Raw genomic sequence first — 24830 nt, forward strand, 5'->3', positions numbered from 1 at the left:
GCGGGACGTCGATCCGCGCTCGGGGAGGAGCGTCGGTCGTCGGAGGGCCGCCGGTCCCCGCTGTCGCGCCGCTCGCCGGTCGGCCGCCGGTCCTCCCGGCGCTCGGCGGGCCGCCGGTCCTCGCGGCCTTCGGCGGGACGCCGGTCCTCCCGGCGCTCGTCCGGTCGGGGCCGCCGCGCTCCCGCGCTCGCCTTCCGCGTCGGCTCGGGCTTCTCGGCCACCTTCTCGCCGCCCTGGCGCGAGATCGTCAGCAGGGCGCCCAGCTCCTCGCGGGTCAGATCCCGCAGATCCCCGGAACGCAGCGTGCCCAGGTGCAGCGGTCCGAACTGGCGCCGGACGAGTTCGAGCACCGGGTGCCCGACGGCCGCCATCATGCGCCGCACCACGCGGTTCCGCCCCGAGTGCAGGGTGAGCTCGACCAGGGAGGCGTTCGACTTCCCCTCCGGACGGCCCAGCAGCCGCGCCTTGTCGGCCGCGACGGGGCCGTCGTCGAGCTCCACGCCGGCGGTCAGCGCCGAGATGGTCTGCGGTAGAACCTGCCCCTGCACCTTGGCGATGTACGTCTTGGTCACTCCGAACGACGGATGCGCGAGCACGTGGGCCAGCTCCCCGTCGTTGGTGAGCACGAGCAGCCCCGACGTCTCGGCATCGAGCCGGCCGACGTTGAAGAGCCGCTCCTCGAAGTTCTGGGTGTAGGTGCTGAGATCGGCGCGGCCGTTCTCGTCGGCGAGCGAGCTCACGACTCCCACCGGCTTGTTCAGCATCACGTAGCGGCGCGTGGTGTCCAGCTGCACCGCCACTCCGTCGACCTCGATCGAGTCGGTCGCCGGATCGATGCGGCGCCCGAGCTCCGCGGCCACCTCGCCGTTCACCCGGATCCGCCTCGCGACGATCATCTCCTCGACGACCCGGCGGGAGGCGACCCCCGCCGCGGCGAGGACCTTCTGCAGTCGTTCGCCCTCGGGCCCGCTGTCAGGCGTGCTCATCGAATCCGTCCCGTCCGTCGCTCAGAAGTGGGGAGATCTTCGGCAGCTCGTCGAGCGAGGCGAGGCCGAGATGCACGAGCAGCTGCTCCGTCGTGCCGTAGAGGATCGCGCCGGTCTCGGGGTCGTTGCCGACCTCCGCGATCAGACCGCGACCCAGCAGTGTGCGGGCGACCGAGTCGACGTTGACGGCGCGGATCTGCGCGACCTGTCCGCGCGAGATCGGCTGCTTGTAGGCGATGACGGCGAGGGTCTCCAGCGCCGCCTGCGAGAGCTTCGTCGGGTTCTGGGTCAGCACGAAGTCCGACACCACGGGGTCGTACTCGCGGCGGACGTAGATCCGCCAGCCCGAGCCGACCTCGCGCAGCTCGAAGCCGCGTCGGACGCCGCCGTCGACGCCGTCGAAGTCGGCGACGAGACGCTCGATCGACTGCCGCACGACCGCGATCGGTCGGGACAGCGCCGTTGCGAGGGCGACGAGCGACTGCGGCTCGTCGGCGACCATCAGGATCGCCTCGATCGCCCGGTCGATCTCGAACGCCACGGTGCCGAGCGCCGCCTCCTGGGTCTCAGCCGTCATAGTCGGCTCCCAGGTGCGCCAGGTTCGCATCGGACCACGACGGAGCGACCCACTGCAGGGTCAGCTCGCCGAGCGGCTCCGGCTGCTCGAAGGCGACTGCGGCGTGCCGGTAGAGCTCGAGGACGGCGATGAAGCGGGCGACGATCACGCCCTTCTCCTCGGCGGTCGCGATCAGCTCGCGGAAGGTGGCGGTCGACCGCTCCCTCAGCACCGCGACGACGTAGGCGGCCTGCTCCCTGATGCTGATCAGCGGCGCGTGCAGGTGATCGAGGCCGACCGTCGGGATCTCCCGGGGTGCGAGGGCGAAGGCGGCCAGCGCGCCGAAGTCCTCCGCCGACAGCGTCCAGACGAGCTCGGGCTTCCGCGCCCGGTACTCCTCCTCGAGCGGGACGTCGCGCACGTGGCGCGCCGTCTCGATCTCGATCCGCTCGGCGAACCAGCTCGACACCTGCTTGAACGCGCGGTACTGCAGGAGTCGCGCGAACAGCAGGTCGCGGGCCTCCAGCAGCGCGGCGTCCTCGGCGTCGACGAGCTCGCCCTGCGGCAGCAGCCCGGCGATCTTGAGGTCCAGGAGCGTCGCGGCGACGACCAGGAACTCCGACGCGCGGTCGAGCCCCTCGAGCGTGTCGATGCCGTGCAGGTACGACAGGAACTCGTCCGTCACCGCGCTCAGCGCGATCTCGGTGATGTCGACCTGCTGCTTGGCGATGAGGCTCAGCAGCAGATCGAAGGGTCCTTCGAAGTTCGCCAGCGCGACACGGAAGCCGCCGGCGGCCTCGACCACCGGCTCCTGGACGAGGACCGACTCAGGCGACCGCGCCACGCGAGATCAGCTCCCTGGCGAGCTGGCGGTACGCCGCCGCGGCCTTGTGCTCCGGCGCGAACTGCGTGATGGGCACACCCGACACGCTGGCGTCGGGGAACTTCACCGTGCGGCCGATCACCGTCTCGAGGACGCTGTCCCCGAACGCGTCCACGACGCGGTCGAGCACCTCGCGGGAGTGCAGGGTGCGCGAGTCGTACATCGTCGGCAGGATCCCGTCGAGCTCGATCGCCGGGTTGAGGCGATCGCGCACCTTGTCGATCGTCTCGATCAGCAGCGCCACACCGCGCAGGGCGAAGAACTCGCACTCGAGCGGGATGAGCACGCCGTGGCTCGCGGTCAGCGCGTTCACGGTCAGCAGCCCGAGCGAGGGCTGGCAGTCGATCAGGATCACGTCGTAGTCGGCGCTCACCTTGCGGAGCACGCGCGCCAGGATCTGCTCGCGAGCGACCTCGTTGACGAGGTGGACCTCGGCGGCCGACAGGTCGATGTTCGCCGGGATGACGTCGAGTCCGGGGACCCTGGTCGAGCGGATCGCCTCGGAGGGGTCCTTGACCGTGCCGAGCAGGAGGTCGTAGATGGTGATCGCGTCGTAGGTGGCGACACCGAGGCCCGCGGACAGGGCACCCTGCGGGTCGAAGTCGATGGCCAGCACGCGGCGGCCGTACTCGGCGAGGGTGGCGCCCAGGTTGATGGTGGTCGTCGTCTTGCCGACGCCGCCCTTCTGGTTGCAGAGCGAGATGATGCGCGCCGGTCCGTGGCCCGTCAGCTCGACCGGGAGGGGGAACTCGCGCAGGGGGCGGCCGGTCGGGCCGAGCGTCGGAGCCTCGAGGCCGGTGAGCTCCGTCGTGTCGTCCGTCTTGCCTGTCACCTGCGTCGTCCTCGCTTCCCGGGGCGTGCGCTCCCGCGCGGCCTGCCGTCGAGTCTACCGACCCCCTCCGCCCCCGGAGCCGCGCCCCGCCGCGTGCGCCCGTCCCTCCGCATCTGCTGGTCGAGTAGCCCCGCAGGGGCGTATCGAGACCCACCCCCACCGAAGCCGCTCCTCCCCCGCTCCCCTCTCAGCGCCGCGCCCGCGGATGCGCCGTCGTGTACACGTCCCGCAGCGTGTCCGCCGTCACCAGCGTGTAGATCTGCGTCGTGGCCACGGACGCGTGCCCCAGCAGCTCCTGCACCACGCGGACGTCCGCTCCTCCCGCGAGCAGGTGCGTCGCGAACGAGTGCCGGAAGGTGTGCGGGGAGATCTCGCGGTCCAGCCCCGCCTTCTCGGCGACCGCCCGGATCACGAGCCAGGCGCTCTGCCGCGACAGCCGTCCGCCGCGCACGCCGAGGAAGAGCGCCGGAGTCGCGCGTCCGCGCCGCGACAGCTCCGGCCGCGCCCGCACGAGGTAGTCGTCGACCGCCTCCCGCGCGTAGCGCCCGAGCGGTACGATCCGCTGCTTCGATCCCTTGCCGGTCAAGCGCACCACGTCCGCGTCGAGGACGTCGTCGACGGTGAGATCGACCGCCTCCGAGATCCGCGCGCCGGTCGCGTAGAGCAGCTCCAGCAGTGCCCGGTCGCGCATCTGCGCCAGCTCCTCTCCGCGGGACGCCTCGAGGAGCGCGCTCATCTGCTCCACCGTGATCGCCTTCGGCAGGGTCGTCGGGAGCTTCGGCGGCACGACGTCGTGCGCCACGTCGTCGACGACGAGTCCCTCCTCCAGCGCGAAGCGGTGCAGACCTCGCACGCTCGACAGGATGCGCGCGCGCGAGGACGCGGCGAGCGGACGCCCGGGCCGCGCGGCCAGCCAGGAGGCGAAGTCGCCGACGTCCGAGCGGCGCAACTCGGCCAGGTCGCCGATGCCGAGCTCGTCGAGGCGGCTCAGGTACAGCTCGAGGTCGCGGCGGTAGGCGGCGATCGTGTGCGCGGACAGCCCGCGCTCGACGCTCGCCTGCCGGAGGAACGCCTCGACGCTCGCCCGCGGGGTCATCCCCGGGGGTGCCGCACCCTCGGGTGCCGCGTCCACGGCGACGACGCGTCGCCGAGGCCCGCCCAGCCGCGCGAGCGGAAGGCGTGGGCCGCGAGCGCGGCGATCGTGAGCGACGGGTTCTGCACCCGGCGCGCGAGGACGGCGTCGACGAGCTCGTCGAGCGCGACCCAGCGCAGCTCCATGTCGGCCTCCTCCGCCTCCCGGTCGAACACCGAGCCGGTGCTCGAGAGATCGCGGGCGAGGAAGATGCGGATGACCTCGTCGCTGCCCCCGGGCGAGGTGGCGAACTCCGAGAGCAGGTCCCACCGGCCGGCCTGCAGGTCGGTCTCCTCGGCGAGCTCGCGCTGGGCGGCGACGAGCGCGTCCTCGCCCTCGATGTCCAGGAGCCCGGCGGGGATCTCCCACTCGCGGGTGCGGACGGGGTGGCGGTACTGCTTGATCAGTGCGACGCGGTCCTCGTCGTCCAGGGCGAGCACCGCGACGGCGCCCGTGTGGTCGAGGAACTCGCGGCGCAGCTCGCCGTCGCCGTAGCGGAAGGTCTCGGCGCGGACGCCCCAGACCATGCCGTCGAAGACGCTCTCGCTCGTCAGGATCTCGGGCTCGACGAGCTCGTCCGAGAGGCCGGAGTCACTCATCGGCGCCGGCCTCCGAGGCCGGGAAGAGGCGCGAGGCCTCCTGGCGCTCCAGCGCCGCCGTCACCAGTCCGCGGAACAGCGGGTGCGCGTCATTCGGACGCGAGCGCAGCTCGGGGTGGGCCTGGGTGCCGACGTAGTAGGGGTGCTTATCGCGCGGCAGCTCGACGTACTCGACGAGGCGGCCGTCGGGCGAGGTGCCCGAGAACCACAGGCCGGCCTCGGCGATCCGGTCGCGGTACGCGTTGTTGACCTCGTAGCGGTGGCGGTGCCGCTCGGCCGCCACGGGCGCTCCGTAGACCTCGGAGACGATGGAGCCCTCGGCGAGCTCCGCGGTGTAGAGGCCCAGGCGCATCGTGCCGCCCATGTCTCCGGACGCGAGGATCTCGACCTGCTCCGCCATCGTCGCGATGACGGGGAACTCGGTTCCCGGGTCGAACTCCGACGACGACGCCCCCTCGAGCCCCGCCTCGTTCCGCGCGTACTCGATCACCATGCACTGCAGGCCGAGGCAGAGTCCCAGCGTCGGGATCCCGTTCTCGCGAGCGAAGCGGAGAGCGCCGAGCTTGCCCTCGATGCCGCGGATGCCGAACCCGCCGGGCACGCAGATGCCGTCGAGCTCCGAGAGCGCCTTCGACGCCGCCTCCGGGTCCTCGAGTCCGTCCGAGGCGATCCAGCGGATGGCCACCTTGGTCTGCTGGGCGAAGCCCCCGGCGCGCAGCGCCTCGGTCACCGAGAGGTACGCGTCGGGCAGGTCGATGTACTTCCCGACCAGACCGATGGTGACCTCGTGCTTGGGCTCGTGGACCGCTTCGAGGAGCTTGGACCAGCCGTCCCAGACGACCTCTCCGGCGTCGAGCCCGAGCTGGTCGATGATGTAGGAGTCGAGCCCCTGCTCGTTCAGCATGCCGGGGATCTCGTAGATCGAGGCGACGTCCTTGGCGTTCACGACGGCCTGCTCGTCGACGTCGCACATCAGCGCGATCTTGCGCTTGTTCGACTCCGAGACGGGCCGGTCGCTGCGCAGCACGAGCGCGTCGGGCTGGATGCCGATCGAGCGCAGCGCAGCGACGGAGTGCTGCGTCGGCTTGGTCTTCTGCTCGCCGGAGGCGCCCATGAACGGCACCAGGGACACGTGCACGAAGAAGACGTTCCGGCGCCCGAGCTCGTGCCGCACCTGACGGGCCGACTCGATGAACGGCTGGCTCTCGATGTCGCCGACCGTGCCGCCGATCTCGGTGATGATCACGTCGGGCTGCGGGTCGTCCTCGGCCTGCAGCCGCATACGGCGCTTGATCTCATCGGTGATGTGCGGGATGACCTGCACCGTGTCGCCGAGGTACTCCCCCGCCCGCTCGCGCGCGATGACCCGCGAGTAGATCTGCCCGGTCGTCACGTTCGCGGCCTGGTTCAGGTTGATGTCGAGGAAGCGCTCGTAGTGCCCGATGTCGAGATCGGTCTCGGCGCCGTCGTCGGTGACGAACACCTCGCCGTGCTGGAACGGATTCATCGTTCCCGGATCGACGTTCAGGTAGGGGTCGAGCTTCTGCATCACGACGCACAGCCCGCGGGCGGTCAGCAGGTTGCCGAGGCTCGCGGCCGTGAGGCCCTTGCCCAGCGACGAGACGACGCCACCCGTGACGAAGATGTGCTTCGTGACCTTCGAGGGGGCGGAGTGCCCGGCCGTCGAGGAGTCGGAAGAGGAGTCTGAAGGGCCCGCGTTCGAAATGTCCACCACGGGCTTCCACCCTAACAGCAGTTCCCGGGAGGGGGGCCAGGTCGGCCGGATCGATCAGCCGCGCCGGCTCGTCTCGAGGAGCTCCCGCGCGTGCGCCAGCGCGTTGGCCGAGTCGGTCAGCCCCGAGAGCAGTCGCGCCATCTCGGACACGCGCTCGTCGGCGTCGAGCTGGGTGACCGCACTGGAGGTGACGCTGCCGTCCGAGCCCTTCTCGACCCGCAGGTGGTTGTTCGCGAACGCGGCGACCTGCGCGAGGTGCGTCACGACGATGACCTGGGAGGTCTCGGCGAGCCGGGCGAGCCGACGTCCGATCTCGATGGCCGCGGCTCCGCCCACCCCGGCGTCCACCTCGTCGAAGACGAAGGTCGGCACCGGGTCGTTGGCCGCGACGACGACCTCGATCGCGAGCATCACCCGCGAGAGCTCACCACCGGAGGCGCCCTTGCCCAGCGGCCGAGGCGTCGCGCCCGTGTGCGGCTCGAGCAGCATCTCGATCGTGTCCCGGCCGTGCGCGGTCGGGTCGCCGGTGCTCGTCACGCGCACGTGGAGGCGGGCGTCGCCCATGGCGAGGGCGGACAGCTCGTCGCTGACCCGCTCCCCCAGCTCGGCCGCCGCGGCCGTGCGCAGCGCGCTGAGCGTCGTCGCGAGACGGTCGACCAGATCCTGGTGGGCGGACGTGTCCGACTCGAGCGCGGCGATGCGCTCGTCATCACCGTCGAGCTCGAGCAGCCGCAGACCCGAGGAGTCGACGAGGTCGAGGACGTCGTCGAGCGTGGGCCCGTAGGTGCGCGCGAGCAACGACAGCTCGGCCCGCCGGTTCTCGATCAGCTCGAGGTCGTGCGCTCCGTCGAGGTCGAGCTCGGCGAGGTAGGAGGAGAGGCTGCCCGCGACGTCGACCAGCAGCACGGAGGCCTCGCTCAGCGTCTGGACCGTCGGCTGCAGCACGGCGTCGTGCTCGGCCGCCCGCTCGAGGACCCGACGCGCGAGGTCGAGCAGACCGAGGGCGTCCCGGCCGTCGAGCTCCTCGGACGAGATGGCCTCGCGCGCCTCGCCTGCCGCGAGCCGCAGCTGCTCGATGCTGCCGAGCCGCTCCGACTGCGCCGCGAGCTCCACGTCCTCGCCGCGCTGCGGCGCGATCACCTCGATCTCGGCCAGGGCGCTCCGGAGTCGTTCCGCCTCACGCGCCCGCGCCTCACGCGCCGCAGTCAGTTCGTCGAGCTCCTCGCGGTTCGCGCGCCAGCGCTCGAACGCGCTCCCGTAGTCGCGCAGCGCCTCGGCGAGCTCGGCACCGCCGAAGCGGTCGAGAGCGTCGCGCTGCGCTGCGGCCGACCGCAGGCGGATCTGATCCGACTGGCCGTGAACGACGACGAGCTGGTCGGCGAGCTCCGAGAGCACGCTGACCGGCGCTCCCCTGCCGCCGACGACCGCGCGGCCGCGACCCTCCGCCGAGACCGACCGGGCCAGCAGGAGCTCGGGGCCGTCGAGGTCGCCGCCGGCGTCGCGGACCCGCTCGGCCACCGCTCCGTCCTCCGGCACGATCCAGCGGCCCGACACCCACGCCTGCGGGCGGCCCGAGCGGACGGCGGACGCGTCGGACCGGGCACCGAGCACCAGCCCGAGCGCCGTCACCACCATCGTCTTGCCGGCGCCGGTCTCTCCGGTCACGGCGGTGAAGCCGGGGCCGAGCGGGAGGGTCGCCTCGGCGATGACGCCGAGGTCGCGGATCTGCAGCTCTTCGAGCATCGGGGGGACTACTCCGTCTCCGTGGACCCCCGCCATCCGCGGATGGGGAGGCCGAACTTGTGCACCAGGCGGTCGGTGAAGGGGGCGTCGTGCAGGCGGGCCAGTCGCACGGGGTAGGGCGAGCGCCGGAACACGACGCGAGCGCCGGGGGGCAGCTCGTACGTCCGCCGGCCGTCGGCCCAGAGCACGCCGACACCGTCGGTGCGCTCCTTCACCTCGACCGCGAGGCTCGACCCGGGGCCGACGACCAGCGGACGCGCGAACAGGGCGTGCGCGCTGAGCGGCACGAGCAGCATCGCCTCGAGGGTCGGCCACACGACCGGGCCTCCTCCCGAGAACGCGTACGCGGTCGAGCCGGTCGGAGTCGACACCACGATCCCGTCGCAGCCGAAGCTCGACAGCGGCCGACCGTCGACACCGACCATCACCTCGAGCATCCGCTCGCGGCTGCCCTTCTCGACGGTGGCCTCGTTGAGCGCCCAGGTCTCGTAGACGACCTGCTCGTCGATCTTCACCCGCACCTGAAGCGTCATCCGCTCCTCGACGCCGTAATCACCGTCGAGCGCACGGGCGACGGCGTCGTCGAGATCGTCGCGCTCGCTCTCGGCCAGGAAGCCGACGTGCCCGAGATTCACGCCGAGCAGTGGAGCCGTCCCGGTGCGCGCGATCTCAGCGGCGCGGAGGATCGTCCCGTCGCCGCCGAGGACGAAGACGAGCTCCACGTCGGCGAGCAGGACGTCGGTGCCGAGGACGGCCACGTCCGACAGGGACGGGGATGCAGCGACGATGTCGCCCTTGTCATCACCGCACAGAACGGGCCGGGCTCCGGAGCCGCGCAGCCGCTGGATCACGAGGATCGCCGCCTCGAGGGAGTCCGTCCGGCCGGTGTGGGCGACGACGAGGATGTTGCGCTCCTGCGGAGGGGACTGCATCGAGAGGGTGTCCTCCAGGTAGATCGACGTCGGTCGACCGCCCGCTTCACCCGGTGGTGAGCGCGGTGACCGCGTCCCTCCATTCTGTCGGAATCGTCCCGCGGTCGCGGTGGAGGTGAGCCAGATACTCGTGATTCCCAGCGCTTCCGGGTAATGGGGAGGACGCGAGGCCGACCACTCCGAGGTCGAGATCCCAGGCCGCCCAGAGCACGTCCGACAGCGCTTCCCGGCGCAGCTCCGGATCACGCACGATGCCCTCCTTCACACCGGTCCGACCGACCTCGAACTGAGGCTTCACCAGCACGACGAAATCGGCGAGCGGAGAGACGGACGCCGCGACGGCGGGCAGCACCATGGTGAGCGAGATGAAGGAGACGTCCGAGACCACCAGATCGGGCACGACCGTCGTCCGAGCTGCTGACGCAAGCGAGGCCGGCGTCATGTCCCGGGCGTTGAAGCCCTCCACGACGTGCACACGGTCATCCGAGCGGATGCGCGGCGCGAGTTGAGCATGTCCGACATCGAGCGCGATCACCGAGGCGGCCCCGCGCTCGAGGAGCACCTGGGTGAATCCGCCCGTCGAGGCTCCGACATCGAGAGCGTTCGCACCCTGTATGGAGACGGTGGGGAAGCTCTCCAGCGCGCCGAGCAGCTTGTGCGCCGCCCGACTCACGTAGTGATCGAGTCCGGCGACCGCGACGTCCTGATCGGGCCGCACCCGGAGGGACGCTTTCAGCGCAGGGGCTCCGTCGACCGTGACGAGAGCATCCGCGATGAGACGGGCGGCGTGAGTGCGCGACCGTGCGATCCCCCGCGCGGCGAGTGCCGCATCGAGGCGCGTGTCCTGCGCAGGAGCGTCCGAGACGGGGTCACTCATCGGCGTTCGTCCGCGCCCTCGAGTCGCGCCCGCAGCCGATCCTGCACCGCGATGTAAGACGATGCCCGAGCGGAGAGCGGCTGCTCCTCGATCACTGCGAGCGTCTCGACGAAGTCATCGACAGGGACCTCGTTCTCCTCGTATCGAACAGTGTCGTCTGACGTCATGCATTCCACCCTAGATCGCTCCGGCCGGCCCGGAGCGACTCCTCGTCGAGTCGTCCGTGAGGCACGACGCACGTCTTCCGCGTGTGCAGGGCCTGGTGGTGCGGGTGGTGGGTTAAACAGCGATGGCCACCCATTTCTGGGTGGCCATCGTGAATGGTGTCCGGCGGTGTCCTACTCTCCCACAGGGTCCCCCCTGCAGTACCATCGGCGCTGAGAGTCTTAGCTTCCGGGTTCGGAATGTGACCGGGCGTTTCCCTCTCGCTATAGCCGCCGTAACCCTTGCGACGCACCCACCGCACACACGGTGCTGGTGGGGGTCAAATCTGGGTTACACGTCAAGCGTGTATTCAATTATGTGCACCACCTCTCGGCGGTGCGGTGCCCGTATTCTGGGAACCACAAAGTGGACGCAAGCAATCTCTGACCACTCCTACCAGCCTTTACAACGGTATGAGTGTAGTGATTATCAAGTTATCGGCTTATTAGTACCGGTCAGCTCCGACAGTCTTTAGTCCTGTCTTCCACATCCGGCCTATCAACCCAGTAATCTGGCTGGGAGCCTCTCCCCCGAAGGGATGGAAATCTCATCTCGAAGCCGGCTTCCCGCTTAGATGCTTTCAGCGGTTATCCGTTCCGAACGTAGCTAATCAGCGGTGCTCCTGGCGGAACAACTGACACACCAGAGGTTCGTCCATCCCGGTCCTCTCGTACTAGGGATAGATCTTCTCAAATTTCCTACGCGCGCAGCGGATAGGGACCGAACTGTCTCACGACGTTCTAAACCCAGCTCGCGTACCGCTTTAATGGGCGAACAGCCCAACCCTTGGGACCTACTCCAGCCCCAGGATGCGACGAGCCGACATCGAGGTGCCAAACCATGCCGTCGATATGGACTCTTGGGCAAGATCAGCCTGTTATCCCCGAGGTACCTTTTATCCGTTGAGCGACAGCGCTTCCACAAGCCACTGCCGGATCACTAGTCCCGACTTTCGTCCCTGCTCGACTTGTCAGTCTCACAGTCAAGCTCCCTTGTGCACTTACACTCGCCACCTGATTGCCAACCAGGTTGAGGGAACCTTTGGGCGCCTCCGTTACTTTTTAGGAGGCAACCGCCCCAGTTAAACTACCCATCAGGCACTGTCCCTGAACCCGATTAGGGTTCGAAGTTAGATATCCAGAGTGACCAGAGTGGTATTTCAACAATGACTCCACGATCACTAGCGTGCCCGCTTCACAGTCTCCCACCTATCCTACACAAGCCACACCGAACACCAATACCAAACTATAGTAAAGGTCACGGGGTCTTTCCGTCCTGCTGCGCGTAACGAGCATCTTTACTCGTAATGCAATTTCGCCGAGTTCGCGGTTGAGACAGCTGGGAAGTCGTTACGCCATTCGTGCAGGTCGGAACTTACCCGACAAGGAATTTCGCTACCTTAGGATGGTTATAGTTACCACCGCCGTTTACTGGGGCTTAAATTCTCAGCTTCGCCTTGCGGCTAACCGTTCCTCTTAACCTTCCAGCACCGGGCAGGCGTCAGTCCGTATACATCGTCTTGCGACTTAGCACGGACCTGTGTTTTTAGTAAACAGTCGCTTCCCACTGGTCTCTGCGGCCATCGAACGCTCCCGGAGCAAGTCCGTTCACGCCTCAGGCCCCCCTTCTCCCGAAGTTACGGGGGCATTTTGCCGAGTTCCTTAACCACGATTCTCTCGATCTCCTTGGTATTCTCTACCTGACCACCTGAGTCGGTTTGGGGTACGGGCAGCTAGAACCTCGCGTCGATGCTTTTCTTGGCAGCATAGGATCACCGATTTCGACTTGCGTCTACCCATCAGATCTCAGGCTATATGAACGACGGATTTGCCTATCGTTCGCCCTACATCCTTAGACCGGGACAACCATCGCCCGGCTCGGCTACCTTCCTGCGTCACACCTGTTAATACGCTAAACGCACCAGCACGGGGTCGTACGCTAGGCCCAACGCTTCACCCCGAAGGGATCCATCACAGGGATTCAGATACTTAGCACTACTGGATTGTCTTGGGCGGTTCTTCGCCGGTACGGGAATATCAACCCGTTGTCCATCGACTACGCCTGTCGGCCTCGCCTTAGGTCCCGACTTACCCAGGGAAGATTAGCTTGACCCTGGAACCCTTGGTCTTCCGGAGGACGGGTTTCTCACCCGTCTTTCGCTACTCATGCCTGCATTCTCACTCGTGTGGCGTCCACGGCTGGTTCACACCGCCGCTTCACTCGCCACACGACGCTCTCCTACCCATCAACACGGCTGGACCACGAAGGCCTACCACAAAATGTCAATGCCACAACTTCGGTGGCGTGCTTGAGCCCCGTTACATTGTCGGCGCGGAATCACTTGACCAGTGAGCTATTACGCACTCTTTCAAGGGTGGCTGCTTCTAAGCCAACCTCCTGGTTGTCTGTGCAACTCCACATCCTTTCCCACTTAGCACGCGCTTAGGGACCTTAGTTGGTGGTCTGGGTTGTTTCCCTCTCGACTATGAAGCTTATCCCCCACAGTCTCACTGCTGCGCTCTCACTTACCGGCATTCGGAGTTTGGCTGACGTCAGTAAGCTTTTGGGCCCCATCGGCCATCCAGTAGCTCTACCTCCGGCAAGAAACACGCAACGCTGCACCTAAATGCATTTCGGAGAGAACCAGCTATCACGAAGTTTGATTGGCCTTTCACCCCTATCCACAGCTCATCCCCTCCATTTTCAACTGAAGTGGGTTCGGTCCTCCACGACGTCTTACCGTCGCTTCAACCTGGCCATGGATAGATCACTTCGCTTCGGGTCTAGACCCTGCGACTGAATCGCCCTATTCGGACTCGCTTTCGCTACGGCTGCCCCACACGGGTTAACCTCGCCACAGAGCACTAACTCGCAGGCTCATTCTTCAAAAGGCACGCCGTCACCCCTACAAGGAGGCTCCGACGGTTTGTAAGCAAACGGTTTCAGGTACTATTTCACTCCCCTCCCGGGGTACTTTTCACCTTTCCCTCACGGTACTTGTCCGCTATCGGTCATCTGGGAGTATTTAGGCTTATCAGGTGGTCCTGACAGATTCACACGGGATTTCTCGGGCCCCGTGCTACTTGGGATACTCTTCACGCCATAACACCATTTCGACTACGGGGCTCGCACCCGCTCTGGCCAGGCATTCAAACCTGTTCGTCTATGATGCGCTGTAACGTTCCGTGCTCGGCAGAACACGACGAAAAGTCCCACAACCCCGACCATGCAACCCCTGCCGGGTATCACACATGGCTCGGTTTAGCCTCTTCCGCGTTCGCTCGCCACTACTAACGGAATCACTGTTGTTTTCTCTTCCTGTGGGTACTGAGATGTTTCACTTCCCCACGTTCCCTCTACCCGCCCTATATATTCAGGCGGGAGTCACCAGGTCACCACAAAGGGCCTGGCGGGGTTTCCCCATTCGGAAATCCTCGGATCACAGCTCGTTTATCAGCTCCCCGAGGCTTATCGCAGATTACGACGTCCTTCTTCGGCTCCAGATGCCAAGGCATCCACCGTTTGCTCTTAAAAACTTGAAAATCACATGAGTTAAGAAACTACAATTCGAAGATTGCAGATTTCAATGATTTGCAGGAACACCCGAAGGCATCCCTGCGCCTCTGTCGATTCAAGACCCGAAAGTCCTGAATCTAAGATGCTCGCGTCCACTGTGTAGTTCTCAAAATACGGGCGGTACCCCTCCCCCACACACCCAGGCGTGAAGAAAGGATCCAGAAGGTCGACCCGAACCATCCGAAGACAGCCGGCCCGGTCCCTCAGGACCCAACAGCGTGCATGTGCAAGCCACCCTCCGCACCGTGCGTTCCCAACCCGAAGGCTGTACTGACACGAGACGAACTCGACCTGCACCTAGTTCAATGTTCCACCCATGAGCTACCAGCGAAGACATTCGCTTCGATCTGGCGCCTGGGACACCCTGCGGTGCCCAGATGCTCCTTAGAAAGGAGGTGATCCAGCCGCACCTTCCGGTACGGCTACCTTGTTACGACTTAGTCCTAATCACCGATCCCACCTTCGACGGCTCCCTCCCACAAGGGGTTAGGCCACCGGCTTCGGGTGTTACCGACTTTCATGACTTGACGGGCGGTGTGTACAAGGCCCGGGAACGTATTCACCGCAGCGTTGCTGATCTGCGATTACTAGCGACTCCGACTTCATGAGGTCGAGTTGCAGACCTCAATCCGAACTGAGACCGGCTTTTTGGGATTCGCTCCACCTTACGGTATCGCAGCCCTTTGTACCGGCCATTGTAGCATGCGTGAAGCCCAAGACATAAGGGGCATGATGATTTGACGTCATCCCCACCTTCCTCCGAGTTGACCCCGGCAGTCTCCTATGAGTTCCCACCATGACGTGCTGGCAACATAGAACGAGGGTTGCGCTCGTTGCGGGACTTAACCCAACATCTCACGACACGAGCTGACGACAACCATGCACCACCTGTATACCGACCTTGCGGGGCAACCATTTCTGGAAGTTTCCGGTATATGTCAAGCCTTGGTAAGGTTCTTCGCGTTGCATCGAATTAATCCGCATGCTCCGCCGCTTGTGCGGGCCCCCGTCAATTCCTTTGAGTTTTAGCCTTGCGGCCGTACTCCCCAGGCGGGGAACTTAATGCGTTAGCTGCGACACGGAGACCGTGGAAAGGTCCCCACATCTAGTTCCCAACGTTTACGGCGTGGACTACCAGGGTATCTAATCCTGTTCGCTCCCCACGCTTTCGCTCCTCAGCGTCAGTAACGGCCCAGAGAACTGCCTTCGCCATCGGTGTTCCTCCTGATATCTGCGCATTCCACCGCTACACCAGGAATTCCATTCTCCCCTACCGCACTCTAGTCTGCCCGTACCCACTGCAGGCCCGAGGTTGAGCCTCGGGTTTTCACAGCAGACGCGACAAACCGCCTACGAGCTCTTTACGCCCAATAATTCCGGACAACGCTTGCACCCTACGTATTACCGCGGCTGCTGGCACGTAGTTAGCCGGTGCTTTTTCTGCAGGTACCGTCAAACCGAAGTCCTTCTTCCCTACTAAAAGAGGTTTACAACCCGAAGGCCGTCATCCCCCACGCGGCGTTGCTGCATCAGGCTTTCGCCCATTGTGCAATATTCCCCACTGCTGCCTCCCGTAGGAGTCTGGGCCGTGTCTCAGTCCCAGTGTGGCCGGTCACCCTCTCAGGCCGGCTACCCGTCGTCGCCTTGGTGAGCCATTACCTCACCAACAAGCTGATAGGCCGCGAGTCCATCCTTGACCGAAAAACTTTCCACCCGCACCCGATGCCGGGGCAGGTCGTATCCGGTATTAGACGCCGTTTCCAGCGCTTATCCCAGAGTCAAGGGCAGGTTACTCACGTGTTACTCACCCGTTCGCCACTAATCCACCCAGCAAGCTGGGCTTCATCGTTCGACTTGCATGTGTTAAGCACGCCGCCAGCGTTCGTCCTGAGCCAGGATCAAACTCTCCGTAAAAAATTACGACTCCAACCCCGAAGAGAAGGAAGTCAAGTTTGACCTCTAGCAAATAAGACATCATTACTGACATCAATTTCCAAAGGAATCCCAACCGGATCACAAAACCCGGCCGGGGTTATAAAATTGGCATTGAACATAGTGCACGCTGTTGAGTTCTCAAGAATCGGACACACCCCGCCTCCACCCCACAAAGGAGTTTCACAACGAGAGTGATCGAAGTATTAGCGACGACCCGAAGGCCTTCGATTTGTTTCCTGTGCCGAGACCGGTTAGGCTTATCAGAACCGCAGTTCCGATCGCCCCCGTGGCAACTCGACTAACTTAGCACATCCGCAAGCCGTGTCAAATCGGCTTCTTCGCGATGTCGGCGACCGGGAGCTCTCGATCCGACTGCCGTGTTCACGAGGAGCACGACGATCGTCACGATCGCCTTCCGAAGCCTTCATCCGCTCGTCGCCGCCGTTGCCGGTGGCGATGTCGCTTCGAAGCCGGGACCGAAGTCCTGCAGAGGCTGTACATCTTACGCTCACGATCCTCAGCCCTCAAGAGACGAATCTCTAACAGGCCTCGGAGTGAGGGGATGGTCCCCGCTTGAGGCCGACGAACTGGTCTCGACGCTCTGCGTCCGACTCTCGCTCGCCGCTCCTTTGGGGTGACGAGGAGTTACATTACGTCGATGTTTCGCAGGGCCGCAAATCGCCCGCAACCCGGGCGTGTCGCCTCACGCTTCCGGTGCGACGAACGCGCCGGCGAAGCTCTTCTTGCCGCGGCGCAGCACGGCGATCCCGTCGATCAGCGGGAGGTCGCCCAGCAGGGTGGAGTCCTGGGTCACCACGGTGTTGTTCACGGAGATGCCCCCCTGGGCGATGCCTCGACGCGCCTCGCCGAGACTCGTCGCGAGTCCCGCCTCGACGACCGCCTGGATCACGGGCGTGGAGGCGTCCGCTTCGATGGTGCGCACGGCGGCGAGCGCGCCCCGGAGGATCCCGGCGTCGATCCCGTCGAGCGAGCCGCGACCGAACAGGGCGGAGGCGGCGGCCTCGACCGCACGCGTGACGTCCTCGCCGTGCACGAGCGACGTGACCTCCCACGCGAGCGCGCGCTGCGCCTCCCGCTTGAACGGGGCGGTCGCGGTCGCCTCGGCGAGGCGCTCGATCTCGGTCCTGGGGAGGAACGTGAACACCTTGAGCCGGTCGACGACGTCGCTGTCGTCGACGTTGAGCCAGAACTGGTGGAACGCGAACGGGCTCGTCAGCTCGGGATCGAGCCAGACGGCGTTCCCCTCGCTCTTCCCGAACTTCGTACCGTCGGAGTTCATCACCAGCGGAGTGCCGATCGCGTGCACCGAGACCCCGTCGGTGCGGTGGATCAGATCGGTGCCGCTCGTCAGGTTGCCCCACTGGTCGCTCCCGCCGGTCTGCAGGACGCAGCCGTACTGGCGGTGGAGCTCGAGGAAGTCCAGGCCCTGCAGGATCTGGTAGCTGAACTCGGTGTAGCTGATGCCGGCGTCCGAGTTGAGGCGCGCACTGACGGCGTCCTTCTTGATCATCGTGCCGACCCGGAAGTGCTTCCCGATCTCGCGCAGGAAGTCGATGGCCGAGAGCGGTGCCGTCCAGTCCAGGTTGTTGACCAGGCGTAGCGCGTTGTCCCCGTCGGTCGAGAGGAACCGGGACACCTGCCGCTGGAGCTTCTCGACCCACTCGGACACGGTCTCCCGGGTGTTGAGCGTCCGCTCCGCCGTCGGGCGGGGGTCTCCGATCAGCCCCGTGGACCCGCCGACGAGACCGAGCGGTCGGTGCCCCGCGAGCTGGAAGCGCCTCATCAGGATCAGCTGCACGAGGTTGCCCAGGTGCAGGCTCGGCGCTGTGGGATCGAAACCGCAGTAGTAGGTGATCGGGTCGCCGGCGAGCAGCTCCCGGAGCGCCTCCCGATCCGTCGAGACGTGCACCGAGCCGCGCCAGACGATCTCGTCCCAGACGTTGTCGAAGCTCGGGTCCAGCAGGGGATGCGAAGCGGAGCCGGTGGGTGCCTGATCGATCACCGGTCCAGGGTACCGTCGGTCGGACGCCGACCGCGGGCCGGATCAAGCGCGGAGGCTTGATCCCGCCGAATCAAGTGTGGATACTTGATCACGGAGGCCCCCATGTTCGTCATCACCGCCGACCAGCGCGACAGCCGCCACGACGCCGACCGCGTCGACGACGCGATCGCGCGACTGACCGCCGACAGACCCGACGACCTGGTGCTGCCTCCGGAGCGCACCGCCGGCGACGAGTTCCAGTGCGTCCTCGAATCGGCGAGCGCGGTCGTCCCCCTCGTGCTCGCGCTCCACCGCAGCGGCCACTGGAGCATCGGCCTGGGGATCGGCCCCGTCGAGCGCCCCCTCCCCCGCACCATCAGAGCCGCGACCGGCGACGCTTTCTTCGCGGCCCGGCGCGCGGTCGAGAGCGCCAAGAGCAGGCCGGCGCGCTTCGCGCTCGATCCGGACGCGAGAGGCGGGGCCTTCCCCTCGGTCCCCGACGCCCAAGCGCTCTTCGATCCGCTGCTGCACCTGCGCGATGCGCGATCGGACGCCGGATGGGAGATCATCGACCTCCTCGCAGCCGGGCGGAGCCAGAAGGAGGCCGCCGCACAGCTCTCCGTGACTCCGCAGGCGGTGAGCCTCCGGGTCCGCGCGGCGAGCGCTCGGGTCGACGGACCCGCCGCCGACGCCCTCGTCCGGCTGCTGACGGTGGTCGACCGTACGCTCGACCCCACCGACGGAAGGACCGAGCGATGATCCCGCCCCGCACAGCACTGAGCGACACCGTGGCCGCCACGGTGCAGACCGCCGCCACGACCGGGGTCGTCCTCGTCCTCGTCGCGGCGCTCGTCGGAACCGTCCTCGCCCTGCGGCTGCGACGACCCGCTCTCGCGTGGATCCCCCTCGGCGGAGTCGCCGCGGCGTTCCTGCTGACGGGACTGGGCGCAGTGGCAGCCCCCGCGCCCGTCGCACTCCTCGTCGCCACTCTCGCCTTCTCCCTCGCGATCCTCGGGGGCGGACCCGCCGTGCTGCTGACCCTCGATCTCGCGACCGCCGATGCGCGGGCGGGCGTCCACGGCGGCATCATGATCGCCGCCCCGCGCCCGGTGACCGCTGCTCCGACCGCCATCGGTCAGCCCATCGAGGTCCTGCGCGGAGGCACCACCATCGGTCTTCTCGAGCGCCTCGCCACCGCGGGCGCCCTGATGAGCGGCATCCCCGAGGGGGTGGCCGTCGTGGTCGCCGTGAAGGGCGTCGGGCGGTTCAGCGAGCTCGCCTCACCGGAGGCGCGCGAGCGGTTCATCATCGGCACTCTCGCGAGCCTGGCCTGGGCGGCGGCCCTGGGCATTCTGGGGCGGATCTACCTGGCGGGCTGAGTTCCACCCGGTCGCCGACGCGGCACAGCGGGCCGGTACGGCGAGACCGTCGGCTCCTCGGGGATCGAGAACCGCCACGGGAACTCGGGGCCGCCTCCGGGTCCCGCCACCCCCGTCCGCGGCGTGGCCAGCACCCTCACCGGACCGGATCGCGGCCGCAGCTCGAACGACGCCTCGAGGGGATCGCCCGACTCCGAGAGCAGGACCCCGAGCGCCTGCGCGAGTCGTGCCGGTCCTCGCGCGAGATCCCGATCGGTCGCGGTGCCCCGCCGCGATCTCGCGAGCGCGACTCCCTCCACGATCTCGCCCGCGCGCAGGAGCACGGCGGACGCGGTTCCCTCCGGAGCGCAGACGATGTTGACGCAGGTGTGCATGCCGTAGGTGAAGTACGCGTACACGGTGCCGGGTGGGCCGAACATGGGCGCCGTCCGGTCTGTGCGCCGCCGGTAGGCGTGCGAGCCGGGGTCCTCCCCCACGCCGAGGTACGCCTCGACCTCCGTGAGGCGGACCGCCACCGAACCCTCGCCCGTGCGGTGCACGAGGGTGCACCCGAGCAGATCCGGCGCGACGTCCACCGCGGAGCGGCTCAGGTCGATCGGCGGAAGCACGCTCTAGAAGAAGCTCTGGCCGGTCATCACGGTGATGAGGACGACGGCCACGATGATCACCGAGGCCACGACGACGAGCGTGCGCTGCTGCCAGGGGCGCAGCGTCGGACGGTGATCGTCGTCGTCGTCGCGACGCAGGGTCATCAGCGCTCCCCCCGGAGCGACGAGCGCACCACGCGCACGCGCTCGGTCAGCCGGGCGAGCTGCTCCGCGACCCGGTCCGGCGCCGTTCCGCCGACGCCGTCACGACTCGCGACGGAGCCCTCGAGGGAGAGCACGGAGCGCACGTCCGGCGTGAGCAGAGGCGACACGGCCGAGAGGGCCTCGTCGTCGAGCTCCTCGAGGCCGAGGCCGCTCTGCTCCGCCGCCTTCACGAGCTCGCCCGTGATCTCATGCGCGTCACGGAACGGGACGTGCTTCTTGACCAGCCACTCGGCGACATCGGTAGCGAGCGAATAGCCCTGCGGAGCGAGCTCCGCCATCCGCTCGGTGTGGAAGGTCAGCGTCGCGATCATCCCGCTGAACGCGGGCAGCAGGACCTCGAGGGTCGTGACCGAGTCGAACACCGGTTCCTTGTCCTCCTGGAGGTCGCGGTTGTACGCGAGCGGCAGCGCCTTGAGCGTCGCGAGCAGACCGGTCAGGTTGCCGAGCAGACGGCCCGCCTTGCCGCGCGCGAGCTCGGCGATGTCGGGGTTCTTCTTCTGCGGCATGATCGAGGACCCGGTCGAGTAGCCGTCGTCGAGGGTGACGAACGCGAACTCGCGGGTGTTCCAGAGGATGATCTCCTCCGCGATCCGCGAGACGTCGACTCCGATCATCGCGGCGACGAAGGCGAACTCGGCGACGAGGTCACGGCTCGCCGTGCCGTCGATCGAGTTGGGGACGCTCGCGGCGAAGCCGAGCTCGAGCGCCACCGCCTCGGCGTCGAGACCGAGCGTCGAGCCGGCGAGGGCACCGGAGCCGTAGGGCGAGACGTCCGCGCGGACGCCCCAGTCGCGCAGTCGCTCCAGATCGCGCAGCAGCGCCCACGCGTGAGCGAGCAGATGATGCGCGAGCAGCACGGGCTGCGCGTGCTGGAGGTGCGTGCGTCCGGGCATGATCGCGCCGGGGTGGGCCGAGGCCTGTGCGGCGATCGCGTCGATCAGCTGGACGACCTGCTCGGCGATGACCGCGGCGTGGTCGCGGAGGTACATCCGGACGAAGGTCGCGATCTGGTCGTTGCGGGAGCGGCCCGCGCGCAGCTTGCCGCCGAGCTCGGGGCCCGCCTCGAGCATCAGACCCCGCTCGAGCGCGCCGTGCACGTCCTCGTCCGAGTCCTCCGCGACGAAGCGGCCCTCGGCGACGGCGGCGCCGAGCCGCTCGAGTGCGGCCAGCATTCCGGACAGCTCGGCGTCGTCGAGATAGCCCGCGGCCGCGAGTGCTCGCGCGTGGGCACGAGAGCCGGCGAGGTCGTACGCGGCCAGCTGCCAGTCGAAGTGCGTCGACTTCGAGAGAGCGGCGAGCTCGGGCGACGGGCCGCCGGCGAACCGGCCGCCCCAGAGAGCGCCGGCCTCGCCCGCGCGGGCGGAGGGTCGTTCCGTCATGGTTCTCCTCGGGGTCGGCTGTCGAGTCTACTGAGCGGCGGCGGGCTCGTCCGCGCGCTCGAGGAGCCAGACGAGGAGCGCCTTCTGGGCGTGCAGCCGGTTCTCGGCCTCGTCCCAGATCACGCTCTGCGGCCCGTCGATCACCTCGGAGGTGACCTCGTAGCCGCGGTCGGCCGGCAGACAGTGCAGGAAGAGGGCGTCGGGGGCGGCGGCGGCCATTGTGCCCGCGTCCACCCGGTAGGCGCCGAACGTCGCGACGCGCTCCGCCTTCTCCTCCTCCTTGCCCATCGACACCCAGGTGTCGGTGATCACGATGTCGGAACCGGCGGCTCCCTCGGCCGGATCGGTCGTCGTGGTCGCCGAGCCGCCCGTGCCCGCGGCGATGCGCTGGGCGTCGGCCAGCACGGCGGGGTCGGGAGAGTAGCTCTCGGGAGACACGATGCGCACGTGCATGCCGGCCGTCGCACCCGCGAGCAGGTAGGAGTGCGCCATGTTGCTCGCTCCGTCGCCGAAGAAGGTCAGGGTGAGCCCGGCCAGGCGCCCCCGGTGCTCGCGGATGGTCAGCAGATCCGCGAGCAGCTGGCACGGGTGGAACTCGTCGGACAGCGCGTTGACGACGGGGACCCGTGTGCCGCGCGCCATCTCCTCGAGTCCGGACTGCGCGTAGGTGCGCCAGACGATCGCGGCCACCTGCCGCTCGAGGACGCGCGCGGTGTCCGACGCGGTCTCCTTGCCGCCGAGCTGGCTGCTCGCCGTCGAGATGATCAGCGGCGACCCGCCGAGGTCGGCGATGCCGACGGCGAAGGACACCCGGGTGCGCGTCGAGGACTTGTCGAAGATCACGGCGACGGTCTGCGGACCCTGCAGCGGTGTGCGCGACCACCGGTCGCGCTTGAGCTCGAGGGCGAGGTCGAGGATCTCGGCCTGCTCGGCGGGGGTGATGTCGTCGTCGCGGAGGAAGTGGCGGGTCACGGGTGGGGGTCGCTTTCGGTGGAGGAGTGGTCGGAGGTGATCGCCGCGAGAGCGCGGCCGAAGCGGGCGGCGAAGTCGTCGACGTCGTCGGCGGTGATGATGAGGGGAGGCGCGAGGCGGATGCTCGTCTCGTTCGCCGCGTTGACGATCAGGCCCTCGGCGAGGGCCGCGGCGGCGAGCTCGGCCGCGACGGGCTCGGTCAGGGCGATCCCGAGGAGCAACCCCGCTCCGCGGACGCCGCCGATCAGGGGCGAGCCGATGGCGTCGACGGCGCGCCCGATCTGCGCCCCGCGCTGCCGGGCGTTGTCGAGCAGGTCGGCCCGCTCGATCTCGCCGATCACGGCTCTTGCCACCGCGGTGGCCAGGGGGTTGCCGCCGAAGGTGCTGCCGTGGTGCCCCTTCTGGAACAGCTCGGACGCTCGACCGAAGGTGACCAACGCGCCGACGGGGAAGCCGCCGCCGAGTCCCTTCGCGAGCGTGATCGCATCGGGGACGATCCCGGCGCTCTGGAAGGCGAACCAGTGGCCGGTCCGCCCCACTCCGGTCTGGATCTCGTCGACGATCAGGAGCGCGCCGTGCTGCAGGGTGAGCTCGCGAGCCCGCTGGAGGAAACCGTCCGGGAGCGGGACGACCCCCGCCTCCCCCTGGATCGGCTCGACGACGAGCGCGGCGACCGAGCCGTCGATCGCCCGCTCGAGCGCCTCGACCGTGGCGTCGATGTGCTCGACTCCGGGCGGCATCGGCTCGAACGGCGCCCGCATGGACGCCTTGGCCGTCAGCGCCAGTGCGCCCATGGTGCGGCCGTGGAACGCGCCGTGCAGAGCGAGGATCCGTGGCCGCGGACCGCCCTGGACGTTCAGCCGCGCGAGCTTGAACGCGGCCTCGTTCGCCTCCGTGCCGGAGTTCGCGAAGTAGACACGGCCCGCGTCACCCGCTCCGCTCAGCTCGCGGAGCTTCTCGGCGAGCGAGATCTGCGGCGCGGTGGCGAAGTAGTTGGAGACGTGGGCGATCGCGCCCGCCTGGCGGGCCACCGCCTCGACGAACACCGGATGGGCGTGGCCGAGCGAGTTCACCGCGATCCCGCCGAGGAAGTCGAGGTACTCGCGCCCGTCGACGTCCCAGACGCGGCAGCCCTCGCCCCGCTCGAGGACCGCGAGCGGAGCGGCGAAAGTGCGCATCATCGCCGCGGCGTAGCGGTCGCGCGCCTCGTCGGTGCGGGAGTCGGTGAGAACGGAGTCGGAGGACATGGCGAGCCTTTCTGAGCGAGCGGACCGGCCGAGGGGGCCGTCTGTGCGCGGATCCCGATGGATCGGCGCTCGGAGCCGGGGCCGCTGAGAGGTCAGCGGCCCGACGTTCGCTCCCGGTCGACCGTCGGCGGGGAGGCGACGACCTCGGTACCGACGCCCTCGCTCGTGAACACCTCGAGGAGCACGGAGTGGGGCAGACGACCGTCGATGATCGCCGCCTTGGGGACCCCGCCCTGCACCGCGTCCAGGCACGCCGTCATCTTGGGGATCATGCCCGACTCGAGGGAGGGCAGCAGGGCGATGAGCTCGTCGGACGAGATCTGCGAGACGAGCGAGTCGCGGTTCGGCCAGTCGGAGTAGAGGCCGGGGACGTCGGTCAGGATCACCAGCTTCTCGGCACCCAGAGCCACCGCGAGCGCGGCGGCGGCCGCATCGGCGTTGACGTTCAACGACTGCGTCGGATCGTCGGAGTCGGGCGCGATTGACGACACCACGGGGATGCGGCCGGCCTCGAGCTGGGCGAGCACGGCGGCCGGGTCGACCGCGACCACATCGCCCACGAGCCCCAGATCGTGCTCGACACCGTCGAGGACGACACCGCGCCTGCGGCCGAGGAACAGCCCGGCGTCCTCCCCGGAGATCCCGGCGGCCAGCGGTCCGTGCTCGTTGATCCGGCGGACGATGTCGCGGCTGATCTGCCCGGTGAGCACCATCCGGACGACCTCCATCGCCTCGGGACTCGTCACGCGGTACCCGCCCCGGAACTCGCTCGTGATGCCGAGCCCGTCCAGCATCCGCGTGATCTGGGGCCCTCCCCCGTGCACGACGACCGGCCGGATGCCGGCGTAGCGCAGGTAGACGATGTCCTGCGCGAAGGCGCGCTGCAGCTCCTCCGACACCATGGCGTTGCCGCCGAACTTGATCACCATCGTGCGGCCGTGGAAGCGCTTCAGCCAGGGCAGCGCCTCGATGAGCGTGCCCGCCTTCGCGCCCGCGTCGGCGCGCAGGGCGATGCCCTCCGCCTCGGTGTGCGTGTCGTGGTCCATGTC

19 protein-coding genes, 3 rRNA genes and 1 pseudogene are annotated in these 24830 nt (G+C 67.7%); 2 read left to right on the forward strand and 21 right to left on the reverse strand.

The features are described from left to right. Positions 1–206: 206 nt before the first annotated feature. From C1I63_RS15800 to tyrS, 15 genes and pseudogenes are all read right to left on the reverse strand, one after another. Positions 207–986, reverse strand: a pseudogene (locus C1I63_RS15800) (pseudouridine synthase); the annotation flags it as partial. Beyond that, positions 973–1563, reverse strand: a complete 591-nt coding sequence (scpB, locus tag C1I63_RS15805; RefSeq protein ID WP_107575383.1) for an SMC-Scp complex subunit ScpB — start codon at positions 1561–1563, stop codon at positions 973–975. The gene scpB and the pseudogene C1I63_RS15800, both read right to left, overlap by 14 nt. Further along, the gene (locus C1I63_RS15810) at positions 1553–2386 is read right to left on the reverse strand and encodes a segregation and condensation protein A (protein WP_107575384.1); all 834 of its coding nucleotides are present in this window, start codon (positions 2384–2386) and stop codon (positions 1553–1555) included. Before C1I63_RS15810 ends, scpB begins: the two co-directional genes overlap by 11 nt. Beyond that, complete coding sequence (locus C1I63_RS15815; protein ID WP_056867358.1) at positions 2370–3257, reverse strand: ParA family protein; 888 nt, start codon at positions 3255–3257, stop codon at positions 2370–2372. Before C1I63_RS15815 ends, C1I63_RS15810 begins: the two co-directional genes overlap by 17 nt. 187 nt (positions 3258–3444) lie before the next feature. Beyond that, a complete protein-coding gene (gene xerD, locus C1I63_RS15820) occupies positions 3445–4353 on the reverse strand; it encodes a site-specific tyrosine recombinase XerD (protein ID WP_107575385.1) in 909 nt (302 codons plus the stop codon). Beyond that, positions 4350–4988, reverse strand: a complete 639-nt coding sequence (locus tag C1I63_RS15825; protein ID WP_107575386.1) for an NUDIX domain-containing protein — start codon at positions 4986–4988, stop codon at positions 4350–4352. Before C1I63_RS15825 ends, xerD begins: the two co-directional genes overlap by 4 nt. Beyond that, on the reverse strand, positions 4981–6723 hold the full coding sequence (locus tag C1I63_RS15830) for a CTP synthase (protein ID WP_107575387.1): 1743 nt from the start codon (positions 6721–6723) through the stop codon (positions 4981–4983). The genes C1I63_RS15825 and C1I63_RS15830 overlap by 8 nt, the downstream gene beginning before the upstream one ends. Positions 6724–6777: 54 nt before the next feature. Further along, positions 6778–8466, reverse strand: coding sequence for a DNA repair protein RecN (gene recN, locus C1I63_RS15835; RefSeq protein WP_107575388.1), 1689 nt, complete (start codon positions 8464–8466; stop codon positions 6778–6780). A gap of 8 nt (positions 8467–8474) precedes the next feature. Further along, on the reverse strand, positions 8475–9398 hold the full coding sequence (locus C1I63_RS15840; RefSeq protein WP_107575389.1) for an NAD kinase: 924 nt from the start codon (positions 9396–9398) through the stop codon (positions 8475–8477). Between the two features lie 46 nt (positions 9399–9444). Then, positions 9445–10275 (reverse strand): TlyA family RNA methyltransferase, encoded by an 831-nt coding sequence (locus tag C1I63_RS15845; RefSeq protein WP_107575390.1) that lies wholly within the window; start codon positions 10273–10275, stop codon positions 9445–9447. After that, positions 10272–10442 (reverse strand): hypothetical protein, encoded by a 171-nt coding sequence (locus tag C1I63_RS19835; protein ID WP_170116272.1) that lies wholly within the window; start codon positions 10440–10442, stop codon positions 10272–10274. The genes C1I63_RS15845 and C1I63_RS19835 overlap by 4 nt, the downstream gene beginning before the upstream one ends. A 158-nt stretch (positions 10443–10600) precedes the next feature. Further along, positions 10601–10717, reverse strand: a 5S ribosomal RNA gene (rrf, locus tag C1I63_RS15855). Between the two features lie 187 nt (positions 10718–10904). Beyond that, a 23S ribosomal RNA gene (locus tag C1I63_RS15860) occupies positions 10905–14021 on the reverse strand. Positions 14022–14443: 422 nt separating this feature from the next. Continuing rightward, positions 14444–15969, reverse strand: a 16S ribosomal RNA gene (locus tag C1I63_RS15865). Together the 16S, 23S and 5S rRNA genes form the textbook arrangement of a ribosomal RNA operon. 724 nt (positions 15970–16693) lie before the next feature. Next, entirely contained in the window at positions 16694–18013 is a 1320-nt protein-coding gene (tyrS, locus tag C1I63_RS15870) for a tyrosine--tRNA ligase (RefSeq protein ID WP_107575392.1), read from the reverse strand. Positions 18014–18115: 102 nt separating this feature from the next. Between tyrS and C1I63_RS15875 the strand changes: the two genes are divergently transcribed. Together C1I63_RS15875 and C1I63_RS15880 are read left to right on the forward strand one after the other, a co-directional pair. Next, positions 18116–18751, forward strand: a complete 636-nt coding sequence (locus C1I63_RS15875) for a hypothetical protein (RefSeq protein ID WP_055793241.1) — start codon at positions 18116–18118, stop codon at positions 18749–18751. Next, the gene (locus tag C1I63_RS15880) at positions 18748–19371 is read left to right on the forward strand and encodes a hypothetical protein (protein WP_244907109.1); all 624 of its coding nucleotides are present in this window, start codon (positions 18748–18750) and stop codon (positions 19369–19371) included. The genes C1I63_RS15875 and C1I63_RS15880 overlap by 4 nt, the downstream gene beginning before the upstream one ends. Here the strand turns inward: C1I63_RS15880 and C1I63_RS15885 are convergent. The 6 genes from C1I63_RS15885 to argB form a co-directional block, all read right to left on the reverse strand. Then, complete coding sequence (locus tag C1I63_RS15885; protein WP_107575393.1) at positions 19356–19979, reverse strand: DNA-3-methyladenine glycosylase; 624 nt, start codon at positions 19977–19979, stop codon at positions 19356–19358. The genes C1I63_RS15880 and C1I63_RS15885 overlap by 16 nt on opposite strands. 3 nt (positions 19980–19982) lie before the next feature. Beyond that, on the reverse strand, positions 19983–20123 hold the full coding sequence (locus tag C1I63_RS19840; protein WP_170116399.1) for a hypothetical protein: 141 nt from the start codon (positions 20121–20123) through the stop codon (positions 19983–19985). Beyond that, positions 20123–21562, reverse strand: coding sequence for an argininosuccinate lyase (argH, locus tag C1I63_RS15890; protein ID WP_055793250.1), 1440 nt, complete (start codon positions 21560–21562; stop codon positions 20123–20125). The genes C1I63_RS19840 and argH overlap by 1 nt, the downstream gene beginning before the upstream one ends. 27 nt (positions 21563–21589) lie before the next feature. Further along, positions 21590–22534 (reverse strand): ornithine carbamoyltransferase, encoded by a 945-nt coding sequence (gene argF / locus C1I63_RS15895; protein WP_107575394.1) that lies wholly within the window; start codon positions 22532–22534, stop codon positions 21590–21592. Then, positions 22531–23781, reverse strand: a complete 1251-nt coding sequence (locus C1I63_RS15900) for an acetylornithine transaminase (RefSeq protein ID WP_107575395.1) — start codon at positions 23779–23781, stop codon at positions 22531–22533. The genes argF and C1I63_RS15900 overlap by 4 nt, the downstream gene beginning before the upstream one ends. Before the next feature lie 92 nt (positions 23782–23873). Continuing rightward, positions 23874–24827: an acetylglutamate kinase gene (gene argB, locus C1I63_RS15905; protein WP_107575396.1), complete on the reverse strand. Its 954-nt coding sequence runs from the start codon at positions 24825–24827 to the stop codon at positions 23874–23876. Positions 24828–24830 lie beyond the last annotated feature (3 nt).

Source organism: Rathayibacter caricis DSM 15933, assembly GCF_003044275.1.
GTDB classification, from domain to species: Bacteria; Actinomycetota; Actinomycetes; order Actinomycetales; family Microbacteriaceae; genus Rathayibacter; species Rathayibacter caricis.

Coding starts and splice junctions, on each gene's coding strand:
- scpB (WP_107575383.1), bottom strand. CDS start 1,563: ATGACGGCTGAGACCCAGGAGGCGGCGCTCGGCACCGTGGCGTTCGAG.
- xerD (WP_107575385.1), bottom strand. CDS start 4,353: ATGACCCCGCGGGCGAGCGTCGAGGCGTTCCTCCGGCAGGCGAGCGTC.
- C1I63_RS15825 (WP_107575386.1), bottom strand. CDS start 4,988: ATGAGTGACTCCGGCCTCTCGGACGAGCTCGTCGAGCCCGAGATCCTG.
- recN (WP_107575388.1), bottom strand. CDS start 8,466: ATGCTCGAAGAGCTGCAGATCCGCGACCTCGGCGTCATCGCCGAGGCG.
- C1I63_RS15840 (WP_107575389.1), bottom strand. CDS start 9,398: ATGCAGTCCCCTCCGCAGGAGCGCAACATCCTCGTCGTCGCCCACACC.
- C1I63_RS15845 (WP_107575390.1), bottom strand. CDS start 10,275: ATGAGTGACCCCGTCTCGGACGCTCCTGCGCAGGACACGCGCCTCGAT.
- C1I63_RS19835 (WP_170116272.1), bottom strand. CDS start 10,442: ATGACGTCAGACGACACTGTTCGATACGAGGAGAACGAGGTCCCTGTC.
- C1I63_RS15875 (WP_055793241.1), top strand. CDS start 18,116: ATGTTCGTCATCACCGCCGACCAGCGCGACAGCCGCCACGACGCCGAC.
- C1I63_RS15880 (WP_244907109.1), top strand. CDS start 18,748: ATGATCCCGCCCCGCACAGCACTGAGCGACACCGTGGCCGCCACGGTG.
- C1I63_RS19840 (WP_170116399.1), bottom strand. CDS start 20,123: ATGACCCTGCGTCGCGACGACGACGACGATCACCGTCCGACGCTGCGC.
- argH (WP_055793250.1), bottom strand. CDS start 21,562: ATGACGGAACGACCCTCCGCCCGCGCGGGCGAGGCCGGCGCTCTCTGG.
- C1I63_RS15900 (WP_107575395.1), bottom strand. CDS start 23,781: ATGTCCTCCGACTCCGTTCTCACCGACTCCCGCACCGACGAGGCGCGC.
- argB (WP_107575396.1), bottom strand. CDS start 24,827: ATGGACCACGACACGCACACCGAGGCGGAGGGCATCGCCCTGCGCGCC.